At 57.8% G+C, this 14277-nt stretch carries 12 protein-coding genes; 4 read left to right on the top strand and 8 right to left on the bottom strand.

Annotated elements, in window-relative coordinates; all coding sequences use genetic code 11:
* Nucleotides 1-10: 10 nt before the first annotated feature.
* The 5 genes from uppS to rpsB all read right to left on the bottom strand — a co-directional run bounded on the left by uppS (nt 11) and on the right by rpsB (nt 4032).
* Entirely contained in the window at nt 11-787 is a 777-nt protein-coding gene (uppS, locus tag OKC29_RS11410) for a polyprenyl diphosphate synthase (protein ID WP_017408605.1), read from the bottom strand.
* Between the two features lie 72 nt (nt 788-859).
* Nucleotides 860-1417: a ribosome recycling factor gene (frr, locus tag OKC29_RS11405; RefSeq protein ID WP_011705096.1), complete on the bottom strand. Its 558-nt coding sequence runs from the start codon at nt 1415-1417 to the stop codon at nt 860-862.
* 94 nt (nt 1418-1511) lie between these two features.
* The gene (pyrH, locus tag OKC29_RS11400; protein ID WP_011705095.1) at nt 1512-2246 is read right to left on the bottom strand and encodes a UMP kinase; all 735 of its coding nucleotides are present in this window, start codon (nt 2244-2246) and stop codon (nt 1512-1514) included.
* A gap of 71 nt (nt 2247-2317) precedes the next feature.
* Nucleotides 2318-3199: a translation elongation factor Ts gene (gene tsf / locus OKC29_RS11395; RefSeq protein WP_016349867.1), complete on the bottom strand. Its 882-nt coding sequence runs from the start codon at nt 3197-3199 to the stop codon at nt 2318-2320.
* 104 nt (nt 3200-3303) lie between these two features.
* Nucleotides 3304-4032 carry a 30S ribosomal protein S2 gene (gene rpsB, locus OKC29_RS11390; RefSeq protein ID WP_005303470.1) on the bottom strand — a complete coding sequence of 243 codons (729 nt, stop codon included), beginning with the start codon at nt 4030-4032 and terminating at the stop codon, nt 3304-3306.
* A gap of 359 nt (nt 4033-4391) precedes the next feature.
* Here rpsB and map point away from each other — a divergent pair, with 359 nt between their 5' ends.
* The 4 genes from map to OKC29_RS11370 all read left to right on the top strand — a co-directional run bounded on the left by map (nt 4392) and on the right by OKC29_RS11370 (nt 9437).
* Nucleotides 4392-5180, top strand: coding sequence for a type I methionyl aminopeptidase (map, locus tag OKC29_RS11385; RefSeq protein ID WP_011705093.1), 789 nt, complete (start codon nt 4392-4394; stop codon nt 5178-5180).
* Nucleotides 5181-5277: 97 nt separating this feature from the next.
* Nucleotides 5278-7932 carry a bifunctional uridylyltransferase/uridylyl-removing protein GlnD gene (gene glnD / locus OKC29_RS11380; RefSeq protein WP_044799420.1) on the top strand — a complete coding sequence of 885 codons (2655 nt, stop codon included), beginning with the start codon at nt 5278-5280 and terminating at the stop codon, nt 7930-7932.
* A gap of 166 nt (nt 7933-8098) precedes the next feature.
* Entirely contained in the window at nt 8099-8926 is an 828-nt protein-coding gene (gene dapD / locus OKC29_RS11375; RefSeq protein WP_005303473.1) for a 2,3,4,5-tetrahydropyridine-2,6-dicarboxylate N-succinyltransferase, read from the top strand.
* Between the two features lie 127 nt (nt 8927-9053).
* Complete coding sequence (locus OKC29_RS11370; protein WP_011705091.1) at nt 9054-9437, top strand: DUF3461 family protein; 384 nt, start codon at nt 9054-9056, stop codon at nt 9435-9437.
* A 179-nt stretch (nt 9438-9616) separates the two neighbouring features.
* On the opposite strand, the gene ptsG is transcribed toward OKC29_RS11370, so the two are convergent.
* The 3 genes from ptsG to OKC29_RS11355 all read right to left on the bottom strand — a co-directional run bounded on the left by ptsG (nt 9617) and on the right by OKC29_RS11355 (nt 13859).
* The gene (gene ptsG / locus OKC29_RS11365; RefSeq protein ID WP_016349865.1) at nt 9617-11047 is read right to left on the bottom strand and encodes a PTS glucose transporter subunit IIBC; all 1431 of its coding nucleotides are present in this window, start codon (nt 11045-11047) and stop codon (nt 9617-9619) included.
* Between the two features lie 432 nt (nt 11048-11479).
* The gene (locus OKC29_RS11360; RefSeq protein WP_162275628.1) at nt 11480-12451 is read right to left on the bottom strand and encodes a MalM family protein; all 972 of its coding nucleotides are present in this window, start codon (nt 12449-12451) and stop codon (nt 11480-11482) included.
* A 91-nt stretch (nt 12452-12542) separates the two neighbouring features.
* Complete coding sequence (locus OKC29_RS11355; protein WP_333562757.1) at nt 12543-13859, bottom strand: maltoporin; 1317 nt, start codon at nt 13857-13859, stop codon at nt 12543-12545.
* Nucleotides 13860-14277 lie beyond the last annotated feature (418 nt).

Genomic DNA, 14277 nt, shown 5'->3' with positions numbered 1-14277 from the left:
GGGAGGGGGGTTAGCCGGTCTGTTGCTCGGCGATCAATTCCCGGATCTGTTCACCCGTGCAGCCGAAACGACGCTCACGAGCCACAAAGGAGGCAACGGCCTCGCTGAACTCGGCCTCGTTGAAATCGGGCCACAGCACCGGGGTAAAATAGAGCTCGGCATAGGCGAGCTGCCATAACACAAAATTGCTGATGCGATGATCGCCCCCGGTGCGGATCAGTAGATCCACCGGCGGCAGGTCGGCCATGCATACCTCACGGCCAAGCATGGCTTCATCTATCTGGTCGGCAGCCAGTTCCCCGCTCGCCACAGCACGGGCCAGCTTGCGGGCCGCCTGGGCGATGTCCCACTGACCACCATAATTGGCGGCGATATTGAGGGTCAGCCCCTGATTGTTGGCGGTCAACGCCTCTGCCTTGGCAATCTTGGCCTGCAGACGCTCGCTGAAACGGGCGGTATCGCCGATCACCTTGAGCCGGATGCCGTTGCTGTGCAGCTTCTGCACCTCACGGCCCAGCACCGTCATGAACAGCTCCATCAAGGCGCTGACCTCTCCTTCCGGGCGACGCCAGTTCTCGCTGGAAAACGCAAACAGGGTCAGCGCGTCTATCTTGGCCCGCGCAGCAAAGGTTACCGCCTCGCGAACAGACTTCACGCCTGCCTTGTGGCCATAGACCCGCATCTTGCCACGGTTCTGGGCCCAGCGTCCGTTGCCGTCCATGATGATGGCGACGTGACGAGGCAAGGACGAATTGGCGCAATCACCTACGGCTGCCAAAAGCGACATTCATTTCTCCCACAAAGACAAAAGCGCCGTGCAGGGGCACTACACGGCGCTCGTAATATACCTGTCAGAGGCTTAGATTTCCATTAGCTCCTTTTCCTTCAGGGCCAGTGCTTCGTCTACCAGCTTGATGAAGGAATCGGTCAGCTTCTGGATCTCTTCCTGAGCACGACGGTCGTCGTCTTCGGAGATCTCTTTGTCTTTGAGCAGCGCTTTGAGGTCGGCGTTGGCATCGCGACGGATGTTGCGCACGGCAACCCGGGCACCTTCCGCTTCGGCACGCACGATCTTGGTCAGGTCGCGACGACGCTCTTCGGTCAGCGGCGGCAGCGGCACGCGCAGGGTCTGGCCGTTGCTGGACGGGTTGAGGCCCAGATCGGAGGTCAGGATGGCCTTTTCCACCGCCTGGATCATGGAGCGGTCAAAGATGGAGATGGAGAGGGTGCGGGCATCTTCAGCCACCACGTTGGCCAACTGTTTCAGAGGAGTGGCCGCACCGTAATACTCCACCTGGATACCGTCGAGCAGGCTCGGGTGAGCACGGCCGGTACGGATCTTGGACATCTGGGTCTTGAGCGACTCTACGCTCTTGGCCATGCGGTCCTTGGCGTCGTTTTTAATCTCGTTGATCACAGTGGTTTTCCTTTTGGCGAACGAGCCGTCAACCGGCCCGTATCTATCTTATTGGCTGGCGTCATGGACAAACGAGCCGAAGCTCACGCTTGTCTCACTTGCTGACGTGATGGATCAGGGTACCTTCCGGCTCGCCCATGATCACCCGACGCAGCGCACCCGGCTTGTTCATGTTGAACACCCGGATCGGCAGATCGTGGTCGCGGGCCAGAGTAAAAGCAGCAAGATCCATTACTTTGAGTTCTTTTTCAAGAACTTCATCATAACTCAGTTCATGGCACAGCACGGCATCCGGGTTCTTGACCGGATCGTCGGTGAACACGCCATCGACCTTGGTGGCCTTGAGCACGACGTCAGCTTCGATCTCGATCCCGCGCAGACAGGCCGCAGAATCGGTAGTGAAGAAGGGGTTGCCGGTACCGGCGGAGAAGATCACCACCTTGCCGGCGCGCAGCTGGCTGATGGCTTCGGCCCAGACATAGGAGTCACAGATGCCTTGCAGGGAGATGGCAGACATCAGACGGGCATTCACATAAGCACGATGCAGGGCATCACGCATGGCCAGACCGTTCATCACGGTAGCCAGCATACCCATGTGGTCGCCCACCACGCGGTTCATGCCCGCCTTGGCAAGACCGGCACCACGGAACAGGTTGCCGCCACCGATGACCAGACCGACCTGAACACCCAGCTCAACCAGTTCTTTGATCTCTTGGGCCATCCGATCCAGCACCGCCGGATCAATGCCAAAACCCTCGGATCCTTGCAGGGCTTCACCACTCAACTTCAGAAGAACACGTCTGTATGCAGGCTTGGGATTGGTACTCATGTCACTGATTCCTGGTCATATAAAGACCGCGACATAAGTCGCGGTCTGGGGAAACGGAAAAACCGGTTCGATTAGGCCTTTTGAGCGGCCGCGATTTGGGCTGCAACTTCCGCAGCGAAATCGGTCTCTTGCTTCTCGATGCCTTCGCCCACTTCGAAACGGGTGAAGGAAACAACGTCAGCGCCTTCTTTCTTCAGCAGCTCGGCAACGGTCATGGAAGGATCTTTCACGAACGGTTGACCAGTCAGGGAAACCTCACCGGTGAACTTCTTCATGCGGCCTTCAACCATTTTCTCGGCGATCTCTTTCGGCTTGCCAGAGTTGATGGCGATGTCGATCTGGATTTCGCGCTCTTTGGCAACGACTTCGGCAGATACATCTTCCGGCTTGACGAATTGCGGGCTGTTGGCAGCAACGTGCATGGCCAGATCTTTGGCCAGCTCGTCGGAACCACCGGCCAGCTTGGTGATAACACCGATGCGGGAGCCGTGAACGTAGGTGCCCAGGTTGTCACCTTCAACCAGCATCACGCGACGCAGGTTCATGTTCTCACCGATCTTGGCGATCAGGTTGGTGATGGTCAGCTCAACGGACTCGCCGTTGCCGAAGTCGGCGGCTTTCAGCGCGTCAACGTCAGCGATCTTCTGGGTAGCGGCGATTTCAACGATTTTCTGACCCATGGCCAGGAAGCCGGCATCCTTGGAAACGAAGTCAGTCTCGCAGTTCAGCTCGATCATGACGGCAACGTTGCCTTCGGTACGGGCGAAGATCACACCTTCAGCGGCGATACGGCCAGCTTTCTTGGCGGCTTTGGCCTGACCGGATTTGCGCATGTTTTCGATAGCCAGTTCGATATCACCGTTGGCTTCTTCCAGTGCTTTTTTGCAATCCATCATGCCAGCGGCGGTGCGCTCGCGCAGTTCTTTTACCAGGGCGGCAGAAATGTTTGCCATGTCCAGTATCCTCGGTCTTGAATTGACAAGAAACAGGGGCCACAAGGGCCCCTGCTAACCAATTACATCAGCTTGGTTAATAAGGGCTTTGCAGTCCTTATCAATTACTCAGCTTCAACGAAGCCATCTTGTTCGGCTTGAACAACGATGTCCTGAGCGCGAGCTTCCAGTACGGTGTCAGCAGCAGCATTCAGGTACAGCTGAACGGCACGGATAGCGTCGTCGTTACCCGGGATGACATAGTCAACGCCGTCCGGGTTGGAGTTGGTATCAACGATGGAAACTACCGGGATACCCAGGTTGTTGGCTTCTTTGATAGCGATGTGCTCGTGGTCGGCATCGACAACGAACAGAACGTCAGGCAGGCCGCCCATGTTCTTGATACCACCCAGGCTCTTCTCCAGCTTTTCCATTTCGCGAGTACGCATCAGCGCCTCTTTCTTGGTCAGCTTGTCGAAGGTACCGTCTTGGCTCTGGGTTTCCAGATCTTTCAGGCGCTTGATGGACTGACGAACGGTTTTCCAGTTGGTCAGCATGCCGCCCAGCCAGCGGTGGTTAACATAGAACTGGTCGCAACGCTCAGCGGCTTCTTTTACGGCTTCAGACGCGGCACGCTTGGTACCTACGAACAGTACCTTGCCCTTCTTGGCAGCTACGGAGCTGATGAAGTTCATGGCATCGTCAAACATCGGAACGGTTTTTTCCAGGTTGATGATGTGAACCTTGCTGCGGGCACCGAAGATGTAGGATTTCATTTTCGGGTTCCAGTAACGAGTCTGGTGACCGAAGTGAACGCCGGCTTGCAGCATGTCGCGCATAGAAACTTTAGCCATTTTATACCTCTATTGGGGTTAGGCCTCCACACATCCCATATAACCGACCCGTTAAGGCACCCCGGCATATGTGTCGATGTGTGTGTGTTGTTTAAGTAAGGGTGATGGCATGAGGACACAAGTTCCCCATTCCGGCGCGCTTTATACCATAACTTTGGTCAGGACACCACCAGCCGAACCGCTAAAAATGGATCCCTGGGCAGCATGCTGAAGCGCCGATTTGACGCTGTGATGACAATCACACTGGAAGTAAACGGGGGTTGGGGATAAAATTTTGGCCTGATTGCAAACGCATCTATTTTTCATTACCTGATTGCCGGACATCGATAGATGCGCGATCAGGTCCCAAGAGAGATCCCATGTCCATTAAAATCAAGACACCGGAAGAGATTGAAAAGATGCGCGTTGCCGGCCAACTGGCCGCCGATGTGCTGGTCATGATCGCCCCCCACGTCAAGGCGGGCGTCACCACCGACGAACTGAACACCCTCTGCCACGACTACATCGTCGACGTGCAGCAGGCCATCCCTGCGCCGCTCAACTACCACGGCTTCCCCAAGTCCATCTGCACCTCGGTGAACGATGTGATCTGCCACGGCATCCCGAACCACAAGAAACTGCGGGAAGGGGACATCATCAACCTGGACATCACCGTCATCAAGGATGGCTACCACGGCGATACCTCCGCCATGTTCATCGTGGGTGAGACCACCCCGCTGCGCCGTCAGCTGTGCAAGGTCGCCCAGGAGAGCCTCTACGCCGCCATCAAGCAGGTGCGGCCGGGCATGTGCATCACCGAGATCGGTGCCGTGATCCAGCCCATCGTAGAGAAGGCCGGTTTCTCCGTGGTGCGCGACTACTGTGGCCACGGCATCGGGGCCGAGTTCCATGAAGAGCCGCAGATCCTGCACTATCGCAACGGCGGCAAGCAGGAGCTCAAGCCGGGCATGTGTTTCACCATCGAACCCATGGTCAACAGCAAGAAGTACCACTGCAAGGTCAATCCGAAGGATGGCTGGACCGTGACCACCAAGGATGGCGGCGACTCCGCCCAGTGGGAACACACCCTGCTGGTGACCGAGGATGGTTGCGAGGTGCTGACCCTGCGCCCGGATGACACTATCGACCGTCTCATCAAACACGGTTAACATCAAACCCCGGCCTCCCGCCGGGGTTTTGTTTTTATCAGCCGCGAACCCGTGCGAGAACAGCGCACAGGCGTGCGACAGTAGAGTGTGAGACGCCATGGATGCCAGCCTGCTTTCCCCCCACCTGTTACCCGACGCTCAGCTCACCCGCGAGAACTGCAAGGAGTACCTGAGCCGTTTTCTCGGCTGGCTGCACGCCCGCTTCGATGCCGGTGACAACATCATCGAACTGGTGGCTACCCGCTCCGAATACATGGACGAGCTGCTGACCCGGTTGTGGCAAAAGTTCGGCTTCGACAAGACGGAGCTCACTCTGATCGCGGTGGGTGGTTATGGCCGTGGCGAACTGCACCCCCACTCCGACATCGACCTGCTGATCCTCTACGAAGGGGACGAGTTGGACGAGGTGCTGGGGCTGCGCATCGGTGAGTTCATCACCCTGCTGTGGGATCTCAAGCTGGAGGTGGGCCAGGCGGTGCGCAACGTGGCCGAGTGTCTCGAGCAGGGACGCGGCGACATCACGGTTGCCACCAACCTCATCGAGGCGCGCTACATCACCGGCCGCGAGGCGGGCTTCCAGCAGCTCAAGGAGGCCACCGGCCCCCAGCACTTCTGGCCAAGCGAGCAGTTCTTCAAGGCCAAACGCGAAGAGCAGGCCCAGCGCCACCAGCAGTTTCTCGGCACCGCCTACAAGCTGGAGCCGGACCTCAAGAGCAATCCGGGCGGCCTGCGCGACATCCAGACCCTGGCCTGGGTGGCTCGCCGCCACTTCGGCGCCACCACCCTGTTCGAGATGACCAGCCACGGCTTCCTCAACCGGGCCGAGTATCGCGAGCTGCTCGATTGCCAGAATTTTTTGTGGAAGGTGCGCTTCGCCCTGCACATGGCCATCAACAAGGGCGACAACCGGCTGCTGTTCGATCGCCAGCGTACCGTGGCCCAGATGCTGGGCTTCGAGGGGGAAGGCAACGCCCCGGTCGAGCAGATGATGAAACGCTTCTACCAGACGGTGCGGCGGGTCTCCGAGCTCAACGAGATGCTGCTGCAGCTGTTTGACGAGGCGATCCTCGGCAACACCGCCATGGACGTGCGCCGCCTCTCCGACGAGTTCCAGCTGCGCGGGCGCCTCATCGATGCGGTGGATTCCGAGCTGTTCGGCCGCGAGCCCGCAGCCATCCTGCGCCTCTTCTACCAGATAGCCCAGCACCCGGAGATTGCCGGCATTCACTCCGCCACCCTGCGCCAGCTGCGCGAGGCGCGCCGCAAGCTCAACTGCTGGCTGCAGGATCTGCCGGAATGCCGCCGCCTGTTCATGGCGCTGCTGCGCCACCCCAACGGCATCGGCCAGCCGCTCACCCTGATGCACAAGTACGGCATCCTGGCGGCCTACCTGCCGCAGTGGAACCTCATCGTCGGCCAGATGCAGTTCGACATGTTCCACGCCTACACGGTGGATGAACACACTCACCGGCTGCTCAAGAACATCCATCAGTTTCCCAACCCGGCCAGCCGCCAGACCCACCCGCTCTGCCACGAGGTGTTCACCCGGCTGCGCAAGCCGGAGCTGCTCAGCATCGCCGCCCTGTTCCACGACATCGCCAAGGGGCGGCGTGGCGACCACTCAGAGCTCGGCGCCGTCGATGCGCTGGAGTTCTGCCAGCTGCACGGCCTGGATCGCTACGAGAGCCGGCTGGTCGCCTGGCTGGTACGCCACCACCTGCTGATGTCGGTCACCGCCCAGCGCCGCGACATCTATGACCCCGAGGTGGTCACCGACTTTGCCCAGAAGGTGCGCGACGAGCAGCACCTCGACCTGCTTTACTGCCTGACCGTGGCCGATATCTGCGCCACCAACGACACCCTCTGGAACGACTGGAAAGGCACCCTGCTGCGCGAGCTCTACTTCGCCACCCAGAAGGCGCTGCGCCAGGGGCTGGAAAACCCGCCCGACATGCGCCTCAAGATCCGCGAGAACCAGCGCCAGGCCAAGCAGATCCTGGCCCAGCGCGACGTGCCGGAGGAGGCCATCAACCAGCTCTGGAGCGACTTCAAGGCAGACTACTTCCTGCGCCATACGCCGGAGCAGATCGCCTGGCACTGCCGCAAGATCATCGAACACGGCGACAACCCGGCGCCGCTGGTGATCATCGGCAAGCACCCGACCCGCGGCGGCAGCGAGGTGTTCATCTATTGTCGCGACACCCCGAATCTGTTCGCCACCGTGGCCTCGGCGCTGGATCAGAAGAACCTCAACATCCACGACGCCCAGATCATGAATTCGCGCAGCGACTACGTGCTCGATACCTTCGTGGTGCTCGAGCCCAACGGCGAGCCCATCAGCCCCAACCGCACCGCCACCATCAAGAAGGCGCTGGAGAAGGCGCTGCAGGAGCCGGGCAAGCTGGTGCTGCGCAGCAAACCCCTGTCACGGCGCCACCGCCAGTTCAGCGTGCCGACCCGGGTGGTCTTTCTGCCCCACAAGGGGGAGACCCGCCACACTCTGCTGGAGCTGACCGCGCTCGATACCCCGGGGCTGCTGGCCCGCATCGGCGCCGTGTTCCAACAGTGCGGCCTGTCGCTCCATGCCGCCAAGATCACCACCATCGGCGAGCGGGTGGAGGACTTCTTCAGCCTCACCACACTCGCGGGCGAGCCGTTGACCCAGGCCGAGCAGCAGGCGCTGGAGGAGCGGCTGGTCAACCAGCTCAACCCGCAAGAGTCGGCCGATGATGAGGGCAGGCCGGGCCCGTGAAGGCTTCACAAGACGCCGAGTCTGTCCCTGATTTATCAAGCAGAACAAATGGTTGGACCACGCCAGCACAATAAATCGGCGTTCCCGTGAAGAAATCGGCCCGAGCCCTTAAAAACAATTGGAAAAGTGTGATACAACAAACGGAATTTTTTAAAGGAAACCTGTCATGACCGAGTTGCAACAGATCATCGAAGCGGCCTTCGAGCGCCGTGATTCCATCACTCCCGGCTCCGTCGATGCCGCCACCAAGGCCGCCATCCTGCAAGCCATCGACCTGCTGGACTCCGGCAAGGCTCGCGTTGCCGAGAAGATTGCCGGCGAGTGGGTGGTACACCAGTGGCTGAAGAAGGCGGTACTGCTCTACTTCCGCATCAATGACAACGGCATCATCAAGGGTGACGACGCCCAGTATTACGACAAGGTTCCCCTCAAGTTCTCCGACTACAGCGCCGAGCAGTTCAAGGCTGCCGGTGTGCGCGTGGTGCCGCCGGCCACCGCCCGCAAAGGCTCCTTCATCGCGCCCAATACCGTGCTGATGCCCTCCTACGTCAACATCGGCGCCTTCGTCGATGAAGGCACCATGGTCGACACCTGGGCCACCGTGGGCTCCTGCGCCCAGATCGGCAAGAACGTGCACCTCTCCGGCGGCGTCGGCATCGGCGGCGTACTGGAGCCGCTGCAGGCCAACCCGACCATCATCGAAGACAACTGCTTCATCGGTGCCCGTTCCGAAGTGGTGGAAGGGGTGATCGTGGAAGAGGGCTCCGTCATCTCCATGGGCGTCTTCATCGGCCAGTCCACCCGCATCTATGACCGTGAAACCGGCGAGATCCACTACGGCCGCGTCCCGGCCGGCTCGGTGGTCGTCTCCGGCTCCCTGCCCTCCAAGTGCGGCAAATACAGCCTGTACGCCGCCGTCATCGTCAAGAAAGTGGATGCCAAGACCCGCGCCAAGGTCGGCATCAACGCCCTGCTGCGCTCCATCGACGAGTAAGCGGTTTACGGTGATTTAAAAGGGCGCCTGATGGCGCCCTTTTGATTTTGGCGCCCCTGTCACAGGCAAGCCACACCGACTCGGTTAAGATAGATTGGTCAGGATCGTTTCAAACCGAGGAAGCCCGATGTACGAGAATCTGAAGAGCCTGGGGATCCAGGAACCCACCTCAGTGGACAGCTATACCCTGCGCCAGGAAGCCAATCACGACATCCTCAAGATCTACTTCAAGAAACAGAAGGGCGAGTTCTTCGCCAAGAGCGTCAAGTTCAAGTATCCGCGCCAGCGCAAGACCATGCTGGTCGATTCGGGTACCCACGAGTACAAGGATGTCACCGAGATCAACGCCAATCTCAAGTACGTGGTGGATGAGCTCGACAACCTGACCCAGGGCGTGCACGTGCAGGCCGACCCGGACATCAAGCAGAAGATCTTGCGCGATCTGCGCCACCTGGAAAAAGTGGTGCAGAACAAGATCAGCGAAATCGAGCGGGATCTGGAAAAGCTCTAAACCGGTCTGATACTACAAAGGCGCCCATGGGCGCCTTTTCTTTGAGCTGAAGACCGATGGCAACATTGATACCGCGCCGGTCGAAACATGCACCACCGCATCCGGCTGCCCTATGACGCCCAGCAAAAAGGGAGGCTTGCGCCTCCCTTTTCAACAACTCTGGTATTCAGGCAACAGGATTAGTTGCTCTTCATCCAGATGTCCATGTCGGTTTTCAGGTTGTCGGACTTGGTACCGAAGATGGCTTGTACGCCGGAACCTGCCACTACCACACCGGCAGCGCCCAGTTTCTTCAGACCAGCCTGGTCAACCTTGGCCACGTCTTTCACACCGACCCGCAGACGGGTGATGCAGGCGTCCAGCGAAGCGATATTCTCTTTGCCACCGAAGGCAGAGACCAGTGCGGCAGACATCTCGTCCTTGCTCTGACCAACGCTCTCTTCGGCTGCTTCGTCTTCACGACCCGGGGTTTTCAGATTCATGGCACGGATGACCACGGTGAAGACCACGTAGTAGATGACGGCATAGACCAGACCCAGACCCACTAGCAGCAGCATGTGATCGGCACGCGGGGATTGCACCACGAAGTCGATGAAGCCGTTGGAGAAGGTGTGACCGTGTACCACGCCCAGAGAGTTGGTCAGCACGTAGGCCAGACCAGCCAGCACGGCGTGGATGGCGTACAGTACCGGGGCGATGAACAGGAAGGAGAATTCGATCGGCTCGGTGATACCGGTCAGGAAAGAGGTCAGGGCGGCAGAGGCCATGATGCCTACGATCTTGGCGCGGTTTTCCGGCTTGGCGGAGTGCGCGATGGCAAACGCGGCGGCAGGCAGACCGAACATCTTGAACAGGTAGCCACCGGCCAGCTGACCGAAGCCGTTGCCGGCAGCGCGGGAAGCGTCGTCAGCAGTCAGGAAGCAGGTCATGATGCCGTGTACGGTTTCACCGGCAGCGTTGACACAGGTACCAGCCTGATAGAAGAAAGGTACGTTCCAGATGTGGTGCAGACCGAACGGGATCAGGGAGCGCTCAACCACGCCGTAGATACCGAAGGCCAGTACCGGGTTCTGGTTGGCAGCCCAGTCGGAGAAGGCACCGATGGCAGCGCCCACCGGCGGCCAAATGACGGACAGGATCACGCCTAGGCCGATGGAGACGAAACCGGTGATGATGGGCACGGCGCGTTTGCCGGCGAAGAAGCCCAGATACTCGGGCAACTGGATCTTGTAGAAGCGGTTGAACGCCCATGCGGCCACGCCACCGGCGAGGATACCACCCAGGACGCCGGTTTCGATGGTCTCAACGCCCATCACAGGCGCCATGACCTTCAGGGTGGCAACCATGATGCCGTAGCCGACGATGGCTGACAGACCGGATACACCGTCGTTATTGGTAAAGCCGAGGGCTACACCCACTGCGAACAGCAGGGCCATCTGACCAAATACGGAACCACCGGCCTGCTCCATCAATTGGGAGACAATTTCCGGCAACCAGCTGAAGTGGGCAGCACCCACCCCCAGCAGAATACCTGCAACGGGCAAGACCGATACTGGCAGCATCAGCGCCTTACCGACCTTTTGCAGATTAGAGAAAGCATTTTTTAACATGTGTGCGCTCCTGAATGGAATGTCTTACCGTAGACGCTTCAGTCCAATTTATAGACGATCATCAACATCATCTCTCATCGGCATGAATTCGACGCGGGTTTGTTTATTTTGACCAGCTGAATATAACCCAGCAGATCGCAAATATCTTCCATCAGGGGTAAGCGAATAAAAAATTTGGAGGGGAGATCACAAGATAATTTCGGCGGGAATTTTTAGCTAATTACAGATATATTTCGGCATCTTCATGCTAAGCCATAAATATGAAAAGTGCTGTTTCGCATTGTATTTTAGCCAATCAAAACAATACCCAACGAAACGCATTGTAACTTATTGTAACCATTTGCTGTTTTTTCTATTTTAGTCTACCGATTAAAAAGGCCTCCAACAAGGGAGGCCTCAAATAAATATTATATTTTAAAGACCGGGCAATATTCAGCCCTTTTGGGAACGTTTCACCGCATCAATAAAGACCGATTTCGCCTTGGTCGAACCGGCCCGCTCCGCCTCGCTGACCAGTTGCATCGCCTTGTCGATATCACCGGCTTTCACCGCTTTTTCGATCTGGGATTGATAGAAGGCTTCGGTTTCACTCAGCATGGCGGGCGCAGGCTTGGCAGGCGCGGCTACCGCAGCGGTCGCCACAGTGCCTGCCGCAACGGCCGTCGCCGCCGGTGCAGCCTTGCTCATTGCTACCTTGTCGGCATATTCAGGCTTGAAGACCGCTTCCAGTCCCTGCCCTTTTGCCATGTCGGCCACCTTGATCTGTACCAGACCCCATGGGGAGTGCGGGATCACGGGGTCCTTGATATCCGGTTCAACCGTCCCGTTGGCTCTGGCAAACGCCTTGGAGGGGTGCAGTATGGTGGTGCTGCCTGCCAGCTTGTTGGCCGGGGCATAGACAATCATATAGGTCTCGGCCGCCGGATTGCCCGGCATGCTGCGGTCGACGAACAACTTGCCCTCAATCCTGTCGTTATCGAGCAGATGGGCCGGCTGATAGGTGAATACCGATTCACCCAGCACGCGCGTCACCTTGAACTGGGCATCCAGCATGATGACCTGCGGGATCAGCACCGTCTTGCTCACCTGGGATGCGATGCTGATGGCCAGATTGCCGGTATTGGCCGGCAGGCGATAAGCGGCGAAATAGCTCATCCCCTCGTCAAACTGAAAACTGGGTTGCTTGCTGTCGAGGACCAGCAGAGTGTCGCCCTCCGGCAACGCCACATAATTGAAATCACTGAAAGCGGCGCAGCAGCTGGTCGCCTGCGAGAGCGCCTGCTTGGCCTGATCGGCATTACTCAGGATGGATGCATGATCCTGCACGGGGACCAACATGCTACCGGAACAACCGGCCAACAGCGCAGTAACCACGGCTGCGATAGACATCTTTACCAGTTTCATTCTTCTTATCTCCATAACCCGGTTGCCGTTACCCGGCGAAACAAAACTGCCCCCATACGGGGGCAGTGACTAACTTAACTTAAACAGCTGCTTACCACCAAGCTTCCGCTTGAACACCAACTTGGTAGGTGTCTTTGGAGGTACCGCTTTCGAAGACTTTCTTGTCTTCGTCGTTGGCCAAGTAGGAGGCGAACACACGGATTTCAGGACGGGCCCAGAAGCTGGAGCCGGCAGACCAGGCTTGAGCCAGGGTCAGCTTGTAACCGGAATCATCTTCGGTAGTACCGTTGGTGGACTTGTTCTTGTCCTTGAAGTAGCCGCCTTCGAAGATGGTCTTGTTGAAGTCATCCCACTTGTACATCGGGCGAACAACGGCAGACATGGTTTCCCACTTGTCGTTGCCATCCCACATCTCGTTGCCTACACCGTAGACCAGTTGGTGACCCATCTCGAAGTTGTTGCCCATCGGGACAACACCCCAGTTGATGATACGGAAACCGTCAGCACCGTCTTTGGCTTCGGCACCGTACCCGGAACCGTCACCGTAGAAGGCCATGGTCTTGGAGTAACCTTCAGTACCGTACTGCAGCACGGTCTTGTTGAAGCCACCCAGGATGCCTTGGGTCAGTTCGGCAGTCAGCATGACGCCGTCTTTCATGTTGTTGTTTTTCAGCGGTTTCTGCGCTTCGGTCTCATTGACCAGCGCATACATGGCGCCGACTTCCAGAGAGGCTTCGCTCCACAGCGGGATACCGGCATAACGCAGGTCCAGCGTGTTGACGTTCAGATCTTCGTTCTTCACATAGTTCGGCGCTGCGCTGGTACCGGTGTTGGTGTACTCACCGAATACGTCTTTTGCGCTGCGGTCATTGCGAATCCAGGCGAAGGAGATCTTGCCAGGACCGGCCTGGATGCCTTCGATACCGGCACCGGCACCGGAGATGTTCCAGTAGTAGAAGTCAGAGATGTGGATGTCGTGACGTTGGTAGTAACGCTTACCAGCCCACAGGGTAGCTTCCGGCGCGAAGCCCAGCAGGCCCTTGGCTTGCACGTTGAACTGGCGCAGCGCGAAATCGGAGTCGCCGCTGCACTGTTTGGCATCAAAGTTACAAACGGTACCGGTACCTTCCCAGTCGTTTGAACCGTTGGAAGCCATGGCAAACATGGAGTCAACGTAGAAAGTCTTGCCGTCCTTGTTGAATACTTCCTGACCCAGCTGAACTTCGCCGTAGGTATCATTCTCGTTACCCAGACGACCAACCTTGTTCACGTTGTATTTCACCATGTCGCCGTCACCGGAAACGCCGACACCTGAACGGAAGTAGCCGTGGAAATCAACGGCGAAGGCGGCTTGGGAAGCCAGGGCTGCGGTTACTGCTGCAGCGATCGGGAGCCACTTTGCTTTCATTTTCATTTTCCTTATTCCCGCTGAGAGGAGTGTGATCCTGAATATCCAAGTTCTTATCACCATAAAAACGTTTAGGTGATAACCGAGGCCGATTATAGGTAGCCAATTTCGGGACAAACATGAGCTGATTCACAAAATGGCGACAAATCGCCCAGCATTGGCCGTAGAGGGTTTTGTACGATGATAATCAGCCGAACCATGCAATAACTCACCATCAACATGGAAGTAAAAGCGAAAAGATCCATCATGAAACCGCTACCAACAATTAATTCGCTTCGATGAATAAGTTATAAATATTCAAATTGATGACAAAAACATGACTGAAATCGCTTTCAATGGGGCGCGAATTCAACTTCGAAGTGCGACACTCGCCTATGCCGCCTGACGGTACTCTTCGAATACCTTGACAGGCTGCCTG

Origin of the sequence: Aeromonas sp. QDB34 (assembly GCF_027705405.1) — a bacterium.
GTDB lineage: Bacteria > Pseudomonadota > Gammaproteobacteria > Enterobacterales > Aeromonadaceae > Aeromonas > Aeromonas hydrophila.
The sequence above is the reverse complement of the archived record's forward strand: the minus strand, read 5'-3'. Positions and strand labels throughout refer to the sequence as shown.

Bases quoted from the DNA above. Each gene is read 5' to 3' on its own strand.
- uppS (WP_017408605.1), bottom strand. From the start codon at position 787: ATGTCGCTTTTGGCAGCCGTAGGTGATTGCGCCAATTCGTCCTTGCCT.
- pyrH (WP_011705095.1), bottom strand. From the start codon at position 2,246: ATGAGTACCAATCCCAAGCCTGCATACAGACGTGTTCTTCTGAAGTTG.
- tsf (WP_016349867.1), bottom strand. From the start codon at position 3,199: ATGGCAAACATTTCTGCCGCCCTGGTAAAAGAACTGCGCGAGCGCACC.
- rpsB (WP_005303470.1), bottom strand. From the start codon at position 4,032: ATGGCTAAAGTTTCTATGCGCGACATGCTGCAAGCCGGCGTTCACTTC.
- map (WP_011705093.1), top strand. From the start codon at position 4,392: ATGTCCATTAAAATCAAGACACCGGAAGAGATTGAAAAGATGCGCGTT.
- glnD (WP_044799420.1), top strand. From the start codon at position 5,278: ATGGATGCCAGCCTGCTTTCCCCCCACCTGTTACCCGACGCTCAGCTC.
- dapD (WP_005303473.1), top strand. From the start codon at position 8,099: ATGACCGAGTTGCAACAGATCATCGAAGCGGCCTTCGAGCGCCGTGAT.
- OKC29_RS11370 (WP_011705091.1), top strand. From the start codon at position 9,054: ATGTACGAGAATCTGAAGAGCCTGGGGATCCAGGAACCCACCTCAGTG.
- ptsG (WP_016349865.1), bottom strand. From the start codon at position 11,047: ATGTTAAAAAATGCTTTCTCTAATCTGCAAAAGGTCGGTAAGGCGCTG.
- OKC29_RS11360 (WP_162275628.1), bottom strand. From the start codon at position 12,451: ATGAAACTGGTAAAGATGTCTATCGCAGCCGTGGTTACTGCGCTGTTG.
- OKC29_RS11355 (WP_333562757.1), bottom strand. From the start codon at position 13,859: ATGAAAGCAAAGTGGCTCCCGATCGCTGCAGCAGTAACCGCAGCCCTG.